Genomic DNA, 15,758 nt, shown 5'->3' with positions numbered 1-15,758 from the left:
TGCCTCCCTCGAATACCTACTGCGCCGCAACTGCGGACGCCGAACCGGATGCAACCGCATCCTCTAGCCCGTAAAGCTCTGCGGCGTTGCGCCACAACAACTTGTCGCGTTGTTCGGGGCTGAACGCACTCGGGATCTCCGGTTCGTTGAGCTGCCAGTGTGGATAGCTGGAGCCGTACATCACCATGTCTTCCTTACCGGTGAAGCTCAACCACTCGCCGGCGAACTCGGTGTCGCCGGGCCCGTCGAGGGCGCCCTGAACGAAGTAGACGTGGCCGGGCAGATAGTCGCTGGGCATCTTGGGCGCCCACGGGGTCTGCTCGAGGTGGGGACGGCCGAAGCAGTCCATCCGCCACATGAACGGGGTCAACAGATCTGCGGCGCCGTCGGCCCAGACGAACTTCAGTGTCGGCGTCCGCTCGAACACGCCCTCGGCGATCATGTTCATCAGGTGATAGATGTAGTTGAGCGCCATGAAACCCAGGTACTGCTCATAGGTCCTGGTCTTGCCCGACGGGGTGGGCGCGAACTGGATACCCGCCCCGCCCTCGATGTGCACCGCCACCGGCAGACCGGCGGCGGCGGCCGCGTCCCACAACGGCCAGAACTGCGGCTTGCCATACAGTTCGCGCGACTGCATCGGGATGCCGATCTGCACCACGCGCGGGTGGTCCTTGTACTTGTCGATCTCGCGCAAGGCGCCGACGATGTCGTCCGGGTTGACCCGGATGGTGCCGCGGAACCGCTCACCGTGCTCGGGGTGCTCAAGCCAGCGGGTCACCATCATCGCGTTGTGCGCGGCCGCCAGAGCGGTTCCGAGGTGACGGTCGGGCATGATGCCGCGGGTCATCGGGTGCAGAACCGCGATGTCGACGCCGCGGTCGATGAACAGATGCTGCGCGGCGATGTCGGGATCGGAGCCCGGGTACTGGCGATCGGGCCCCTTGGTGCCCTTGGCGTACTCGCCACCGGGTGCGCCGTACCAGTTCATCTCGTAATCGGGGAAGCCGCGACTGGCGAACGGCTCTTTCAGGAAGTTCTGCCGCAGGTCTTTGTTCGAACCGAAGAAGACATGCACGCTCGCGTCGATAACCGGCGTTCGCGCACTGCCAGGTTGTGCAGGGTTGTTGATCGCCAAGACTGTCCTCCGATGTTCCGTCCGGAAACGAGCTGTGCACACCGCGATGGGCGACGTGCTTTTCACGCCGGACCGTATCGCCAGTCTAGATCCATATTCTTCTATTGCAAGAACATAGTTCTCGGATGACGGCAGGGCTTACGTGCAGGTAGCTGCGGTGCTGGTCGGTCGCCTAGCGGTGGGTTTCCGAGAACGGCCACTTGCCAGAGGAGAATGTCACAACATAGAAAGAGAATGATATTCTCGTCCGGACGTGACAGTGCAGCAGGAGGCGGCGGGTGCTACTCGAATTCGATGCCGATCAGCGGCTATGGCAGGAAACCGTGCGCGATGCGGTGACCAAACAGTGCCCGGCCACGCTGGTCCGTGAGGTGGCCGAGCAGGGTGTCGATCCGACACCGCTGTGGCAGAGCTACATCGACCAGGGCTGGACCGAGCTCACCGACTCGGAGAACGCCGTCGAGTTGGCGATCGTGCTCGAAGAACTCGGTCGGGCCACCGATCTGACTCCCTACCTGGCGACCATGACGCAATACGCACCTCTGGCGGGGGATCGCTTCGACGCGGCTCGGGCCGGCACTGCGGTCTACCGCGGTGTGGCGGCCAACCGGGATGCCACCGGCTGGGTGCTGACGGGAACCGCCCATCACGTCCTCGACGGCGACCGCGCCCAGAACCTCGCCGTGGTGACCGACGGTGGTGTGTTCCTGGTCGACGGGGCTCAGGTTTCCGCCAAGCGCAGCGCGGTGTTCGATCCGGTGTTGCACGTGGCCGAGGTGTCATTCGACAACGTTCTTGTCGATGACACGGACCGCCTGCACGTCGACATCGAGAAGGCACACCATCTGGCTCTGACCGGGATGGCCATCACCATGGTCGGCGCCTGTCAGCGGGCGCTCGACCTCGTGCTCGACCATGTGAAGCAGCGGCAGCAGTTCGGGGTGGCGATCGGGTCTTTCCAGGCCGTGCAGCACAAGGCTGTCGACATGCACGTGGCGATTGAGCGGGCCCGCGCGCTGGCGTATTTCGCCGCACTGACCATCGCCGCCGATGACCCGCGCCGTCGACTGGCGGCGAGGATGGCCAAGGCGGCCGCCGGGGAGTGCCAGACCGTGGTGTTCCGCCACGGTGTGCAGTTGTTCGGTGGGATGGGTTTCACATGGGAGAACGACGTGCAGTTTGCGCTCAAGCGGGCCAAGGCCGGCGAGCTGCTGCTGGGCGGCGCTGCCGAGCACCGAGGCGTGATCGCCGCTGAGTACCGCACGACCTACAGGGGACTGTAAATGCAGCTGACATACGATTCCGACGTCGAGGAGTTCCGCGCCGAGTTCTCCGCGTTCCTCGATGCGAACCTGCCGTCGGAGGCCGACACCTTGGAGCGGCCCCGTTCGGTCTCGCACATGCCGCAATGGGCCCGCGATTGGCAGCGGCTGCTCTTCGACAACGGCTATTTGCTTCCGGCCCAGCCGCCTGAGTTCGGTGGACGCAACGCTTCGGTGGTGCAGACCTTCGTCCACCTCGACGAGCTGTGCCGTCGCCGGATCTACCACAGCTTCAACCCGCAGGGCGTCAACATCATTGCGGCATCACTGCTGACATTTGGCTCCGACGAGCAGAAGCACCGCTGGGCGGTACCGGTGCTGCGCGGTGAGAAGACTGCCTCACTGGGGATGAGCGAGCCGAGTGCGGGTTCTGACCTCGCGTCGTTGCGCACCCGGGCTGTCCTCGATGGTGACCATTTCGTCGTCAACGGACAGAAGGTCTGGACCTCGGGCGCGCACGACGCCGATTTCTTGCTGACGTTCGTGCGTACCGACCCGGATGCGCCGAAGCACAAGGGAATCAGCGTGCTGATCATCCCGACGGACACCCCCGGGGTGGTGTGCCGGCCGTTCGCCGACATGACGGGCGAGGAGAACCTCGACTTCAACGAGGTCTTCTTCACAGACGCCCGGGTGCCGGCCGAGAACTTGGTCGGTCCGCTCAACGGCGGCTGGGGAGTGGCCAACGGATCGCTCGGTCACGAGCGCACCATGATGTGGCTCGGTTTCGCCGACCGGATCGACAACATGCTGGCCGACTTCCAGCCCAAGACCGAGCTGGAGCGCGACCAGTACGCCACTACGATCATGGACTATCAGGCCTTGCGCGCCATGGGATCTGCGGCGCTGGCCAAGGCCTCACGTGGCGAAGCGGACACCGCCTCTGTGTCGGTGCTCAAGCTCTTCGGTTCCGAGGCCGAGCGCAATGCGTTCGAGAACGCGCTGACCGCGGCCGGCCCCGACGGGTTGATCCACCCCACCACGTCGGGCCCGTACGAGCACATGAATCTCGACCACTACTTCGCGAGCTGGTTCGAGCGCTATGCAAGGAGTTTCGGCGGCACCATCGCCGGTGGGACTTCGGAGATTCAGCGCAACATCATCGCCACCCAGGTGCTGGGGTTGCCCCGCCGCTGAGGCGCATGGCGCAAATTCGCGTCGTCATACCTGCGCTGTCACGCTGGAGTGGCTTTCGAGCCCGGGAGTCACTCCAGCGTGACAAATGCGAGGTGATCGATTCGCACCAGTGACGCGGAACAAAACTTAGGTTACAGTCGGCGTGATGTTCACGCTGCGCTTCGATATGCGTGCTCCACATACTCCGGCGACCGAGCTCTACGGCGCCGCGATCGACATGTGCGCCTGGGCCGAAACCCGCGGCGCGGTGATGGCGGTGCTGTCAGAGCATCACGGCACCGCCGACGGGCATCTGGCGGCGCCGCATATCCTCGCCTCGGCGATCGCGGCCCGCACCAGCAGTCTGGCGATTCTGCTTGCCGCCGTACCGATTCCGTTCTGGGATCCGGTGCGCCTCGCCGAGGAGATTTGTGCGCTGGACATCATCAGCCGGGGTCGGGTCTCCTGTGCGTTTGGGATCGGACACCGTACCGAGGAATACGAGCATTTCGGCGTGGACATGAGCATTCGCGGCAAGCTGGCCGACGAGAAGCTGGCGCTGCTGCTACGACTGCTGGCGGGGGAGACCGTCGATTACGACGGCCGATGCATCACGGTGACGCCCATGTGCGCAAGTCCGTCCGGACCGTACCTTCTGATCGCGGGCGGTAGCCGGGTCGCAGCGCGACGCGCGGCACGGCACGGCCTCGGGTTCATCTCGCAGACGGCCACCCCCGGGCTCAAGGAGTTCTACGAGGCCGAATGTCGAGCCAACGGCCACGAACCCGGCGTGATCCAGTTCCCGGTACCGAATACGCCCACCGCGATATTCGTGGCCGACGACCCGGACCGGGCGTGGGATGAGTTGGGTCCCTACCTTCTTCATGATGCACGCACCGCGGCGTCCTACCGACACGGTGACGATACGGTCGCCAGCATCTCCCGAGCCGACGATGTGGCGGCGCTGCGGCAAGCCGACGGGCCGTATCGAATCCTGACCATCGACGAGGCCGCTGGCTACCTCCGGGACGGCAGGTCACTGCCGCTGCTGCCGCTGTGCGGCGGGCTGCCGCCGGATGTCGCCTGGCCGTACCTCGAGCGGGCAGCCGCGGCCGCCCAATCCACATGACCCGACTACGAAGGAGTCGAGAATGCCGACACCCTTGCGGACCGTCGTCTGGGCAACCGGCGGTGTCGGGTCGATCGCGATCGACGCAGTCGCCCAGCGCCCGGATCTCGAACTGGTCGGCGTCTGGGTGCACTCGGCGGCGAAGGTCGGCCGGGACGCGGGTGAGCTGGCCGGACGGGCGCCGCTCGGGGTCACCGCCACCGGCGATGCCGATGCGCTGATCGCGTTGTCTCCCGACTGCGTGGTGTACGCGGCGAGCGGCCCGGACCGCGACGCCGGCGCGGTGCCGGACTATCTGCGACTGCTGAACGCCGGAATCAACGTAGTGTCAACGACTTCGACGGCACTGGTGTACCCGCCGGCGTACTACTCCGCAGAATGGCGAGATCAGCTGGAAGCCGCGGCCAAGGCCGGGAACTCGTCGTTCTATGCGTCGGGCGTATTTCCCGGGTTCGCCTCGGACGAACTGGCACTCATGCTGGCAACCCAGTCGAAGAAGATCGACCGCGTCACGGTGGCCGAGGTGTCCCTCAACGACCACTATCCGGTGGCCGACGTGATGATGGACGGAATGGGTTTCGGGCGTCCACTGGATTTCGAACCGATGCTGAAGACCCCCGGCTTCATCGAGATGGCCTGGAAGGCGCCGATCTATCTGATGGCCGATGCGTTCGGGGCGGAGGTGTCCGAGATTCGCGGCTCGCTGGATCGCCAGATCACCGAGCGTGACATCGAGGTCGCTTTCGGCACTATCCCGGCGGGAACCTGTGGTGCAGTATGCACACGCGCTGTCGGCATGGTGAACGGCCGGGAGGCCATCGTGATCGAGCACATCATCCGGATGTCGCGCGACGTTGCACCCGATTGGCCGGCATCAGAATTCGACGCCACCTACCGGGTGGACATCGAGGGAGATCCCGACATCCACTGCGTGATGAACCTGGGGGAGGCCGAGGGACACGGTGCCGGGCAGGCGGCAATGGCGGCCACCGCGATGCGGGTGGTCAATGCGATTCCCTACGTCGTCGACGCACCCGCAGGATTGTTGAGCTCACTCGACATACCGAATACGTTGCCGCGACACGCCTTCGACTAGCCCACAGTCAGCGCGCGACGACACCGCGCAGGCTCGTATCGCGCACATGGATCTGCGCCGCCCGGGTACCCAACTGCCGCAGGATGTTCTCGGGGATCCAGCCCACACAGATCACGGACCGGGCCAGCATCTCGTTCGACGGACTGTCGATGCTGATCTCGCCGGCCCTGATCCCTGCGGCGAGAAGTGACTTGACCTGTTTGACGCGCTGCGTGAACAACCAGCCGGGGTTGGGGGTGTCCGGCGGGGACTGGCGCATCCATGCGAGCTGGATCCTGAACTCGTCTCCGAACTGGTCCAGCGCGTTGGTGTGGATCCAGCTCAGCGCGTCGAGCTTTTCGATCGTGGTGCCCTCGGATCCGAGGACTTCGGTCCAGCCCACGGCGATCTTCTCCCCGAAGGACTGCATGATCGCCGCCAGCAGTTCGTCCTTCGACCCGATCAGCCGGTACACGGTGCCGGTACCCATGCCTGCCGCGGAGGCGATGTCGCGCACGGTCGTGCCCTCATAGCCCCGCCGGCCGAACTCCGCCCGCGCTACCGCGCGGATATGGGCGGTCTTGTCATCGGCCTCGGAGGCGGCCTCCTCGATCCAGGTCCGCACCACGGCGTCGGCCGCGATGAACGGGACGGACCTGTCGAGTTCGGTGTCGGTGGGCCGGCCGGTGGCCAAGCCTTCCAGCAGAATCCGGCACAGCAGGGTGGCGACCTTCTCCGGTGCGGCGTTGTGGCGCATGACGTCGAGGCCGACCTGCAGCATGGTCTGGCAGATCCGGTCGGCCAGAACGGCCAGATCGATATCCGAGCGCAGGTAGCCGGCCCATCGGGCGGCTCGCAGCGTCTGCTGCATGGCATCCAGCGTCGCCGTCGGGCGGCGCTGTGCCAGCGCGACGAGGTCGGGGTTGGAACTCGGGCTCTCGTAGAACGACATCTGAAGAGCGGCACGGTGTGCGACGGCGCATCGCGCGATATCCGAGCCGAGCTCGGCGATCCGGTCGAACGGCGATGCCGGATCGGGGCCGTCCAACCGGCGCTGGGCGTGCTCGGCGATGCGGTCGAGGTCTTCGTGATACCGCTCGAGCAATTCCACCAGGATGGCTTCTTTGGATTCGAAATGGTGGTACAGGCTGCCCGGCAGAATGCCTGCCGCGTCCGCGATCTCCTGCAGCGATGTGCGCAGGCCCGACGTGGCGATCAACGTGGCGGCGGTCTCGAGGATCTCGGTCCGGCGCGTACGATCCTCCGCTACGGTGCCGGGTTCGGTTGCGCGACCTGGGGTGCGCTTGAGCGTCTTGCGCTCCCCAGGGGTTACCTGGGGACGGCCCACAGCGGCTCCACGATGATTGCTGGCTCCCGTCATACGATTTGGGTTTCCGACCCAATATTTGGTTAGAGGCTACCAGAACAGCGCTGGTGCGCCGGGGATCCCGTGAAGCCAAAGACGCCGGTAGGCCCTGCACGGCCGGGTTCCGGGCCTTGCGCCGAACGTGCCGACGGCAACGCTGTCGCCGGACTCACCCGGTGACGCCGAGCCGCTCGGTAACCGCGAATACCTCGTCGTAGATCGACCCCGGCACTGTGAACGGCTCTGTCGCAGCCACTTCCGGCAGATGAGCGGCGACATCGTCGGCGGTCGGGTTGCTGCCGGTGGGTGCCAGCCAGCCCTCACCCAGCCCGACGAACACCCGGGCGAACCGTCCGGCGCAGGCAGAGAAGTTCTGATGGCTGAACTCGCAGTCACGGCTGGCCAGGTACACCACCAAGGGTGCCACCAGCTCAGGCCGGATCGCCTTGAAGAAGCCGTTGCCCTCAAGCGCTTTCGGATCGCCGAGGGTCTCGGTGACCATCCTCGAGATGCCGAACGGCAGTACGGTGTTGGCCAGGATTCCGTGCGGTGCGCCCTCGAGCGCGATCACATTGGCGAGGCCGACCAGGCCGGCCTTGGCTGCAGCGTAATGGGCTTCGAGGTGCTGGCCGAACATCCCTGCCGACGAGGCGATGAACACGAACCGGCCGTAGCCCTGGTTCTTCATGACCCGGAACGCAGGCTGGGACAGGTAGAAGCCGCCGTCGAGGTGCACTCGCAGCATGCGACGCCAGTCTTCGGGGGAGAGCTCGTCGAACGGGACGCTGTTGAAGATGCCCGCGTTGCTGATCACTACGTCGAGCCGACCGAACTGTTCGACGGCGGTGCGCACGATCGCCTCGCCACCTTCGGGGCTGTCGACCGAATCGTAGGACGCCACCGCGGTACCGCCGGAGCCGACGATTTCGTCGACAACCTGATCGGCCACCGCGACGTCCGAACCGTCGCCAGACATGGACCCGCCCAGATCGTTGACCACCACTGCGGCGCCGTGCCGTGCCAGCTCGAGAGCGTATATCCGGCCGAGGCCGCGGCCGGCACCGGTCACCACGGCGACCTGGTCGTCGAAGTCGATCACTTTGTAGCCCTTGCCAGTTGATGTTCCGGGTCGGTTGATTGACTCCGGTCGGCCCGAACTCTACGGTGGAACAGATATTTGGTCAACGGGGTGCGGAGGTGGAAAGTGCCCGGTGGCGGTGACGACGACGGCCGGTTCGCCGGGCTGGGCATGCTGGCGTCCGCCCTCGCAGCTCGTCCGGTTGCGGTGACGGCGGCCGCCCCGGGGGCCGTGCCGTGGACCGATGGCAAGACCGTGTTCGTCGATCCGTCGGCGTCCCCGCGTACGCAGCTCGAATCGGTGGCCGTGCAGGCATCACTGATCGCGGCAGGCAGCCTGGACCCTGATGTGCTCGGAGCCCTGGTCCGTCATCGGCGGTTGGCCGGCCGCTATCTGGCCGTCGAGGGACACCGCGCGCTGTTGGTCAACCGCGCACTCCTGCCGAATTTCCTTGGCGCCCTCGCGGACCCGAGGGTCTGCGAGGGCAGCGATTCACCCGCAGCGTCCCTGGTGATGGCGAGCGGCAAGGGTGCGTTACCCGATCCGCCGACGGGATTCGGTGCGATCCAGGCCAGGAAGGTCCTGGCGGCGTGCGCAGCGGCCAAGCCTGTAGATGAGCGGTCGGTGGCACATGTGCCGCGGCGCGATGAGAAGCAGGAGCTCGAGGAACTCGATGAAGACGACGTCGACGACTCTGATGACCCCGATCTGTTCTCCAGCCCGGTCGGCGGGGGTGGAGCCATTGGAAAATGGCTCAAGAAGCTCTTGTCGTCGTCCCGCAAGACAGGTGGCAGCAGTGGGGGGCCGCCGGGTGCCGATTCGCCGACACATCGAACCAACTCGACGAAACGTGGGGTGCACGCGGTCTCCTCGCTCGCCACGGTGTCGTCGGAGGAAATCGTCGACGTCAAGACCGACGGGGTGAAGTATCCGGAATGGAACGCCGAACGCCGCGTCTATCGACTCGACTGGTGCACCGTCCGCGAGGCTGACCCGCAGATCAAGCCGCACGCGACCCAGCAGATCGAGGACGCGATCAGCGTGCGGCGCCCCCTGGCGCGTCTTGGCATGGGACTGCATCGGCGTCATCGGCAACCGCAGGGCGACGACATCGACATCGACGCCGCGCTGGAGGCCCGGGTCGAAGTTCGGGCCGGATCGGTGCCCGACGAGGCCGTCTACCTGGACAGTCTGCGTCGCCGGCGGGACCTGTCGGTGCTTTTGCTGTTGGACATCTCCGGTTCGGCCGCTGAGCCGGGCACCGTCGGGCGCACGGTGCATCAGCAACAGCGGACGGCAGTGGCCCATCTGATGGTGGCGCTTCACGACCTGGGTGACCGGGTGTCGCTGTACGCCTACTACTCCCAGGGTCGGTCGGCGGTGACGATGGTTCCGGTGAAACGGTTCGACGACCACCTGGATGCACAGGTGTTCCGGCGACTGAACAGCCTTGAGCCGGGCGCGTATTCGCGTCTCGGAGCGGCGATCCGGCACGGCTCGGCGGTCTTGGAGGAGCGTGGTGGCACCTCGCGGCGGCTACTGGTCGTGCTGTCCGACGGACTGGCCTACGACCATGGTTACGAGCGCGCCTACGGTGCTGCCGACGCCCGACGCGCCTTGACCGAGGCTCGGCGTCGGGGGACGGGTTGCGTGTGTCTGACCATCGGCGCCAGCACCGACGTGGAGTCGTTGCGTCGGGTGTTCGGGAGTGCCGCTCACGCCACCATCGCCAGTCCCGATCAGCTCGCCGGCGTGATCGGGCCGGTGTTCCGCTCCGCGATTCGTTCCGGTGAGGTTCGTCGCCGAGTGTCGTAATGTCAAGTCCCAGAATGTCATTGGGTCTGATCCGATATGAGCAGGCGCGTTGTGAAGAATGGTTGAAACAAACATCTGTTCCACGATAGGCTCACTTCCGTACCGCAGCGTCGCGGCTACGACGAAAGGTGTGTTGATGGCCAACGAGTCCGGGCTCGCTCACCAGAACGGCGCCAGTTCGCAGGCCCTGAGTGCACGTCCCTATTACCGACCGGTCGGCAACGAGGAGATAGTGTTCAAGGCGGCGTACCGCCAGGGCCTTTCGCTAGTCTTGAAGGGGCCGACGGGGTGCGGTAAGACGCGCTTCGTCGAGGCGATGGCTCACGATCTCGGGCGCCCGCTGATCACCGTCTCCTGTCACGACGACCTCACCACCGCCGACCTTGTGGGTCGGTATCTGCTACGCGGCGACGAGACGGTGTGGGTGGACGGGCCGCTGACCCGCGCTGTGCGGGAAGGTGCGATCTGCTACCTGGACGAGGTAGTCGAAGCTCGGCAGGACACCACGGTGGTGCTGCACCCACTGTCCGACTACCGGCGCCAGTTGCCCATCGAACGGCTCGGCATCACGCTCGATGCGGCACCGGGATTCGGTCTGGTCATGTCCTACAATCCGGGCTACCAGAGTGTGCTCAAAGACCTGAAGGACTCGACGCGTCAGCGGATGGTGGCCATCGAGTTCGGTTTTCCGGATCCCGATGTCGAAGAGGGGATCATCGCCCACGAAGCGGGCGTGGATCATGCCACGGCTGTCGAGTTGGTGCGGTTCGGCCAGGCGATCCGGCGCCTGGAGACCGGCGGCCTGCGTGAGGTCGCATCGACCCGCGTGTTGATCGCGGCGGGACGACTCATCGCCGAAGGCCTGCCGGTCGCGGTAGCGGCAAGGGTGGCGATCGCGGGACCGCTCACCGATGACGTTGCGGTAGGTCGCGGTCTGCACGAGTTGATCGACGTCTACCTGGGCGGATCCGCATCGGGTGATTGACGGTGGGTCCGGCCGCCATTAGTGTCTGAACAAATATTAGGTCTGCCCACGGCGCCCTCGCGATGAGTGCCGAAACATGGAGGTCAGATGTCGTACGAGAGCACTGCGCAGCCCATCAAAGTCGGCTATTTGATGGATTTCACCTTGCCGCCGGGTTTCCCGGAAGAACTGATGGCCTCGTTCACCCAGACGTTTGAGCTGGTGTTCGAGGAGGCAGTTGAGCAGGGCCTGATGGATCGCCCGGTGCAGATGATCTACCGCGAGGTGGAAGGGCTGCCGAAGGGATCGGTCAAGGCAGTGATCGACGCCTTCGGTGAGCTTGTCGACGAGGGTTGCCTGGTGGTGTTCGGGCCGAACATCACCGACAACTGCGTACCACTGCGGGAAGCGATCGAGGAGCGCTTCAAGGTGCCCGCAATCAGCGTTACCGGGACCGACGACTGGCTCGGCGAGTGGACGTTCGCCTTCCCCCAGGGATCGATGACCGACGAACCCATCTTCCTGGCGGATCTGATCTCGAAGCGGGGCCTGACCGAGATCGGCGTCCTGGTGGAGCAGAACCTCATCGGTGACAGCTATCTGAAGAATCTACGAACTGCATGTGCCCGCAAGGGTATTCGGATTGTCGCCGAAGCCGCGATCGCGCAGACCGCCCAGGACATCAACGCCGCGGTGAGCACGCTGCACGAGGCGAAGGCAGAGGCGATCGTGCACCTCGGTTTCGGTTTTGGCATTGTCTTCATCAATCCCGCACTTGAGGCCGTCAACTGGGACCCCCCGCGCTTCACCACCACCGCGTTCCAGAACGCGTGGGTCAATCCGATCATGTGGAACGCGCTTCTGGGTTGGGTCGGGGTCGATCAGTACGACGAGGGAAATGCCGTCGGGCAGGCCTGGCTGGACCGGTATGCGAAGCGGTACAACGGGAGTCGCCCCGAGTACTGCGTTTCGGTGGTCAACCACGACGTGGCGGCCACGCTGGTGCGAGCCTTCACCGACGCGCATCCGTTGAGCCCGCGCGGGGTCAAAGAAGCGCTCGAGCGCGTGAAGATGATGCCCGCGGCGTCCGGCGCGCCGGGAACCCGGGTGTCCCTGGGGAAGTGGACGCGACGCGCATGGATGGGGCCGGGATATCTGGTCGCGCGGACCCTCGATGCCGACGGCATCAACTCGCACCTCGTCGACCGGTTCGGGGCGGAATGACATGACTACCAGGGAATCCCTACCGCCTGACACACAGGTCAAGCCGCCGCCGCGCAAAGGGCCGAACTGGGGCCGGGTCGTGGCGCTGCTCGCCTGGCTCGGCTTTCTCGGCCTGTTCGTCGCGGTCGGGCGGACGGACGTCGACCCGCGGGTGGCCAACCCGAACGTCGAGGGGCGGCCACGTCCCGTCGCGTTCCTGACCGCGTTCGACCACTGGCAGATCATCCCGCAGGTGGGTGCCGTGATCATCGTCGTGGCGTTCACCGTCATGTTCATTGTCGGCTGGCGGAAAAACCCCGGCAGTCCGGTACTGCTGATGGTCCTGTGCACGACGCTGATCGTCTGGCAGGACCCGATCATGAACTGGTCGCCGTACGCGGTGTACAACCCGATGCTGCTGCACTGGCCAGAGAACTGGTACCTGATCATGATGTCGCCGACGGTGGAACCGTTCATCGTGTTCGGCTACGTATTGTTCTACTTCGGACCGTACTTCCCGGCGATCTGGATTCTTCGCAAGCTGCAGGCCAAGCGCGGCCCTGAAGCGTTCGTTACCCGACACCCGCTGGTCAGCCTGGGCGCCCTGGTGCTGGTGATCGGGTTCATCTTCGACGCCATACTGGAAGTCAGCCTGGTGCGGACCGGACTCTACATCTACTCGCAGGCGATTCCGTTCGGAACGTTGTTCCCCGGCAGCACCTTTCAGTTCCCACTCATCTGGGAATCGCTCTCGGTGACGTTCGTGATGATCCCGGCGGCCATCCTCGTTTATCGCGACGACACGGGAAAGTCGGTGGCCGAGAAGCTCGCTGCGAAGGCGAGGCTCTTCCCGACGAAGCCCGTACTCGGCACGTTCCTGGTGATGTTCGCGATCATCAACGTCTCGTACTTCGCCTACGGTGGCTGGTTCTGGGCGATCAAGGCCAGCGGGCTCGCCACCTCGGTCGCCTGCCCGTGGCCATATCCCGAGGCCAAGATCTATGACCCCCAGGGCTACTACCGGGCGAACGGTGCCGAGGGGCCGTACTCGGTGGGCAAGTGGTCCACCTGGCAGCAGGGACCGTCCCGCAACCTCGACGTCGAGCTGGGTTCGAAGAGCGATCGGTGCGCAACGGGGAACCAGCATGACTGAGCGGACCGATGAGCGCTTGCGCGAAGAGCATAGAACGGTCCTGATCACAGGTGCGTCCCGTGGGCTCGGCTTCGCTTCGGCCACGCACCTTTATCGCGAGGGGTGGCGCGTGGTGGCTGCGATGCGCACGCCGGACCGCGGAATGACACTGCTGCGGGAAGCAACCGGGGCAGGGAACGACGACGACCGGCTGATCGGCATCCAGCTCGACCTCACCGACGCCGCTTCGATCGCCGCGGCGGCCAAGGGCGTCACCGAAACCCTCGGGGCACCACATGCGGTGGTTCACAACGCCGGGATCTCCGCGGCCGGAATGGTCGAGGAGACGCCACCGGATCTGTGGGAGCGCATGTTCGAGACCAACGTCTTCGGCCCGGTGGCGCTCACCAAGGCGCTGCTGCCGTCGATGCGAGACGCCGGACGGGGCCGCATCGTGCTGATCTCCAGCGCTGCCGGGGTTCGTGGAATGCCGGCCACCGCACCATATTCGGCAGTCAAGGGAGCGCTGGAACGGTGGGGGGAGTCGATGGCCGGTGAAGTCGGGCCGTTCGGGATCGGCGTCACCATTCTGGTCACCGGTACCTACGACACGGAGATCATCACCGACGCGGGCACGACAGACGTCCGTGACCTCGACGGGCCCTATGCCCGCCACCACCGCACGATGGACAAGCGGGGGCGGGCCATGATGAAGCGCGCGGCCCGGCCCCCCGAGAAATTCGCCGCGGGTCTGGCCAAGGCCCTCGAGAGTCCGAAACCCTTCGTCAAGACCGCCGTCGGCCCGGACGCACGAATGTTGTTGATCGCCAACCGCTTGCTTCCCGCGGCGGGTTTGCACCAGGTGACCCGGCTGATGATGGGCATCCCACGGTTCGGCGCGTTACGAGGGGAGGGTGCAGGCCATGACTGACTTCGAAGCGAGGATGTTGATCGACGGCAAGCTCGTCGAGGGCGAGTCAGGAGCCTTCGCCAACATCAACCCGGCGAATGAAGATGTGCTCGGCGAGGTTTCAGACGCGTCGAAGGCCGACATGAACCGGGCCATCGACGCGGCCCGCCGGTCGTTCGACGAGACCGACTGGTCGACCGACCATCAACTCCGCAAGCGGTGCCTTGAACAATTGCACGAGGCGATCCAGGGCGAACTGGAGTCGCTGCGCGAGGAACTCATCGCCGAAGTCGGTGCGCCGCGCGCCGTGACCCACGGCCCCCAACTCGACGCTCCGTTCGCCGACGGGCTCAAATACCCGGCCCGACTGATCGACACCTTTCCGTGGGAAACCGATCTCGGCGATACCGTCGTCTCCGTCACCGGGGTGAACACCACCCGCAAGGTGTGGCGTGAGCCGGTCGGCGTGGTCGGTGCCATCGTGCCGTGGAACTTCCCGTTCGAGGTCGCCGTCAACAAGCTGGGGCAGGCCCTGGCGACGGGTAACACCGTGGTGCTCAAGCCTGCGCCCGACACACCGTTCAATGCCACGCGGCTCGGCCGGCTCATCGCCGAGAACACCGACATCCCAGCGGGTGTGGTGAATGTCGTGACGGCATCGGACCACCTCGTCGGCGAAGAACTCACCCTGTCACCCAAGGTCGACATGATCTCGTTCACCGGCTCCACGGCCGTGGGTAGGCGAATCATGGAAAAAGGTGCCGCGACGATGAAGCGGCTGTTCCTCGAACTGGGTGGCAAGTCGGCGACGATCGTGCTGGAAGATTTGGATGACACAGCGTTCAACTCCGCATGTTTGATCGGTATCGGCCCGTTGCTGCACGCCGGGCAGGGCTGCGCAGCTCCCACCCGAATGCTGTTGCCGCGCTCCCGTTACGACGAAGGCGTGGCGATCCTGAAGGCGATCTACGAGAACATCACCCCAGGCGATCCGCAGGATCCCGGAACCCTCTGCGGCCCGGTCATTTCAGCCAAACAGCAAGCCCGCATCCTGGGCTACATCGCGAAGGGCGTCGACGAAGGTGCCACGATGCTCGTCGGCAGTACGCAGGCGCCGACGGCTCTCGGTCTGTATGCAAAGGGTTTCTGGGTCAGCCCAACCCTTTTCACCGATGTCGACAACTCGATGACCATCGCGCAGGAGGAGATCTTCGGACCGGTTCTCGTCGTCATCCCGTACGAGGACGAGGATGACGCCGTCCGGATCGCCAACGACAGCCCGTACGGGCTCGCAGGCAACGTCATGTCGGGCTCGCTGGAGCGGTCGCTTGCCGTCGCGCGCCGGCTGCGCGCCGGGTTCATCGGGCTCAACGGCACCGCAGGTTACGGCGCGGACACCCCGTTCGGCGGTTACAAGAACAGCGGAGTCGGACGCCAGAACGGCATCGCCGGATTCGAGCAGTACACCGAGATCAAGTCCGTCGCCTACCCGGCCGGCTAGGAGGAGACA

13 protein-coding genes are annotated in these 15,758 nt (G+C 65.3%); 10 read left to right on the top strand and 3 right to left on the bottom strand.

The window, feature by feature from the left end:
* Window positions 1–16: 16 nt before the first annotated feature.
* A complete protein-coding gene (locus AB0876_RS27005; RefSeq protein WP_110777671.1) occupies window positions 17–1,078 on the bottom strand; it encodes an amidohydrolase family protein in 1,062 nt (353 codons plus the stop codon).
* A gap of 338 nt (window positions 1,079–1,416) precedes the next feature.
* Here AB0876_RS27005 and AB0876_RS27000 point away from each other — a divergent pair, with 338 nt between their 5' ends.
* The 4 genes from AB0876_RS27000 (at window position 1,417) to AB0876_RS26985 (ending at window position 5,801) form a co-directional block, all read left to right on the top strand.
* Window positions 1,417–2,421, top strand: a complete 1,005-nt coding sequence (locus AB0876_RS27000; RefSeq protein WP_526043383.1) for an acyl-CoA dehydrogenase family protein — start codon at window positions 1,417–1,419, stop codon at window positions 2,419–2,421.
* Window positions 2,422–3,597, top strand: coding sequence for an acyl-CoA dehydrogenase family protein (locus tag AB0876_RS26995; protein WP_448448003.1), 1,176 nt, complete (start codon window positions 2,422–2,424; stop codon window positions 3,595–3,597).
* A gap of 145 nt (window positions 3,598–3,742) precedes the next feature.
* On the top strand, window positions 3,743–4,705 hold the full coding sequence (locus AB0876_RS26990) for an LLM class flavin-dependent oxidoreductase (RefSeq protein ID WP_526043382.1): 963 nt from the start codon (window positions 3,743–3,745) through the stop codon (window positions 4,703–4,705).
* A 22-nt stretch (window positions 4,706–4,727) separates the two neighbouring features.
* On the top strand, window positions 4,728–5,801 hold the full coding sequence (locus tag AB0876_RS26985; protein ID WP_526043381.1) for an NAD(P)H-dependent amine dehydrogenase family protein: 1,074 nt from the start codon (window positions 4,728–4,730) through the stop codon (window positions 5,799–5,801).
* A gap of 7 nt (window positions 5,802–5,808) precedes the next feature.
* On the opposite strand, the gene AB0876_RS26980 is transcribed toward AB0876_RS26985, so the two are convergent.
* Together AB0876_RS26980 and AB0876_RS26975 are read right to left on the bottom strand one after the other, a co-directional pair.
* Window positions 5,809–7,128 (bottom strand): TetR/AcrR family transcriptional regulator, encoded by a 1,320-nt coding sequence (locus tag AB0876_RS26980; protein ID WP_064960159.1) that lies wholly within the window; start codon window positions 7,126–7,128, stop codon window positions 5,809–5,811.
* Between the two features lie 187 nt (window positions 7,129–7,315).
* Window positions 7,316–8,245 (bottom strand): SDR family NAD(P)-dependent oxidoreductase, encoded by a 930-nt coding sequence (locus AB0876_RS26975; protein WP_526043380.1) that lies wholly within the window; start codon window positions 8,243–8,245, stop codon window positions 7,316–7,318.
* Window positions 8,246–8,395: 150 nt separating this feature from the next.
* On the opposite strand from AB0876_RS26975, the gene AB0876_RS26970 reads away from it, so the two are divergent.
* The 6 genes from AB0876_RS26970 (at window position 8,396) to AB0876_RS26945 (ending at window position 15,749) form a co-directional block, all read left to right on the top strand.
* Window positions 8,396–10,039, top strand: coding sequence for a nitric oxide reductase activation protein NorD (locus AB0876_RS26970; RefSeq protein WP_526043452.1), 1,644 nt, complete (start codon window positions 8,396–8,398; stop codon window positions 10,037–10,039).
* A gap of 136 nt (window positions 10,040–10,175) precedes the next feature.
* Window positions 10,176–11,024 carry a CbbQ/NirQ/NorQ/GpvN family protein gene (locus AB0876_RS26965; RefSeq protein ID WP_064886235.1) on the top strand — a complete coding sequence of 283 codons (849 nt, stop codon included), beginning with the start codon at window positions 10,176–10,178 and terminating at the stop codon, window positions 11,022–11,024.
* 87 nt (window positions 11,025–11,111) lie between these two features.
* Window positions 11,112–12,227, top strand: coding sequence for an ABC transporter substrate-binding protein (locus AB0876_RS26960; protein ID WP_064886222.1), 1,116 nt, complete (start codon window positions 11,112–11,114; stop codon window positions 12,225–12,227).
* A 1-nt stretch (window position 12,228) separates the two neighbouring features.
* Window positions 12,229–13,359 carry a spirocyclase AveC family protein gene (locus AB0876_RS26955; RefSeq protein ID WP_064960163.1) on the top strand — a complete coding sequence of 377 codons (1,131 nt, stop codon included), beginning with the start codon at window positions 12,229–12,231 and terminating at the stop codon, window positions 13,357–13,359.
* Window positions 13,352–14,269 (top strand): SDR family oxidoreductase, encoded by a 918-nt coding sequence (locus tag AB0876_RS26950; protein WP_526043379.1) that lies wholly within the window; start codon window positions 13,352–13,354, stop codon window positions 14,267–14,269. The genes AB0876_RS26955 and AB0876_RS26950 overlap by 8 nt, the downstream gene beginning before the upstream one ends.
* Window positions 14,262–15,749, top strand: a complete 1,488-nt coding sequence (locus AB0876_RS26945; RefSeq protein ID WP_526043378.1) for an aldehyde dehydrogenase family protein — start codon at window positions 14,262–14,264, stop codon at window positions 15,747–15,749. The genes AB0876_RS26950 and AB0876_RS26945 overlap by 8 nt, the downstream gene beginning before the upstream one ends.
* The last annotated feature ends 9 nt before the right edge of the window (window positions 15,750–15,758 follow it).

Origin of the sequence: Mycobacterium sp. NPDC049093, assembly GCF_040704635.1 — a bacterium.
GTDB lineage: Bacteria > Actinomycetota > Actinomycetes > Mycobacteriales > Mycobacteriaceae > Mycobacterium.
The sequence above is the reverse complement of the archived record's forward strand: the minus strand, read 5'-3'. Positions and strand labels throughout refer to the sequence as shown.

Coding starts and splice junctions, on each gene's coding strand:
- AB0876_RS26985 (WP_526043381.1), top strand. CDS start 4,728: ATGCCGACACCCTTGCGGACCGTCGTCTGGGCAACCGGCGGTGTCGGG.
- AB0876_RS26945 (WP_526043378.1), top strand. CDS start 14,262: ATGACTGACTTCGAAGCGAGGATGTTGATCGACGGCAAGCTCGTCGAG.
- AB0876_RS26960 (WP_064886222.1), top strand. CDS start 11,112: ATGTCGTACGAGAGCACTGCGCAGCCCATCAAAGTCGGCTATTTGATG.
- AB0876_RS26955 (WP_064960163.1), top strand. CDS start 12,229: ATGACTACCAGGGAATCCCTACCGCCTGACACACAGGTCAAGCCGCCG.
- AB0876_RS26965 (WP_064886235.1), top strand. CDS start 10,176: ATGGCCAACGAGTCCGGGCTCGCTCACCAGAACGGCGCCAGTTCGCAG.
- AB0876_RS26990 (WP_526043382.1), top strand. CDS start 3,743: ATGTTCACGCTGCGCTTCGATATGCGTGCTCCACATACTCCGGCGACC.
- AB0876_RS26970 (WP_526043452.1), top strand. CDS start 8,396: ATGCTGGCGTCCGCCCTCGCAGCTCGTCCGGTTGCGGTGACGGCGGCC.
- AB0876_RS26950 (WP_526043379.1), top strand. CDS start 13,352: ATGACTGAGCGGACCGATGAGCGCTTGCGCGAAGAGCATAGAACGGTC.
- AB0876_RS26995 (WP_448448003.1), top strand. CDS start 2,422: ATGCAGCTGACATACGATTCCGACGTCGAGGAGTTCCGCGCCGAGTTC.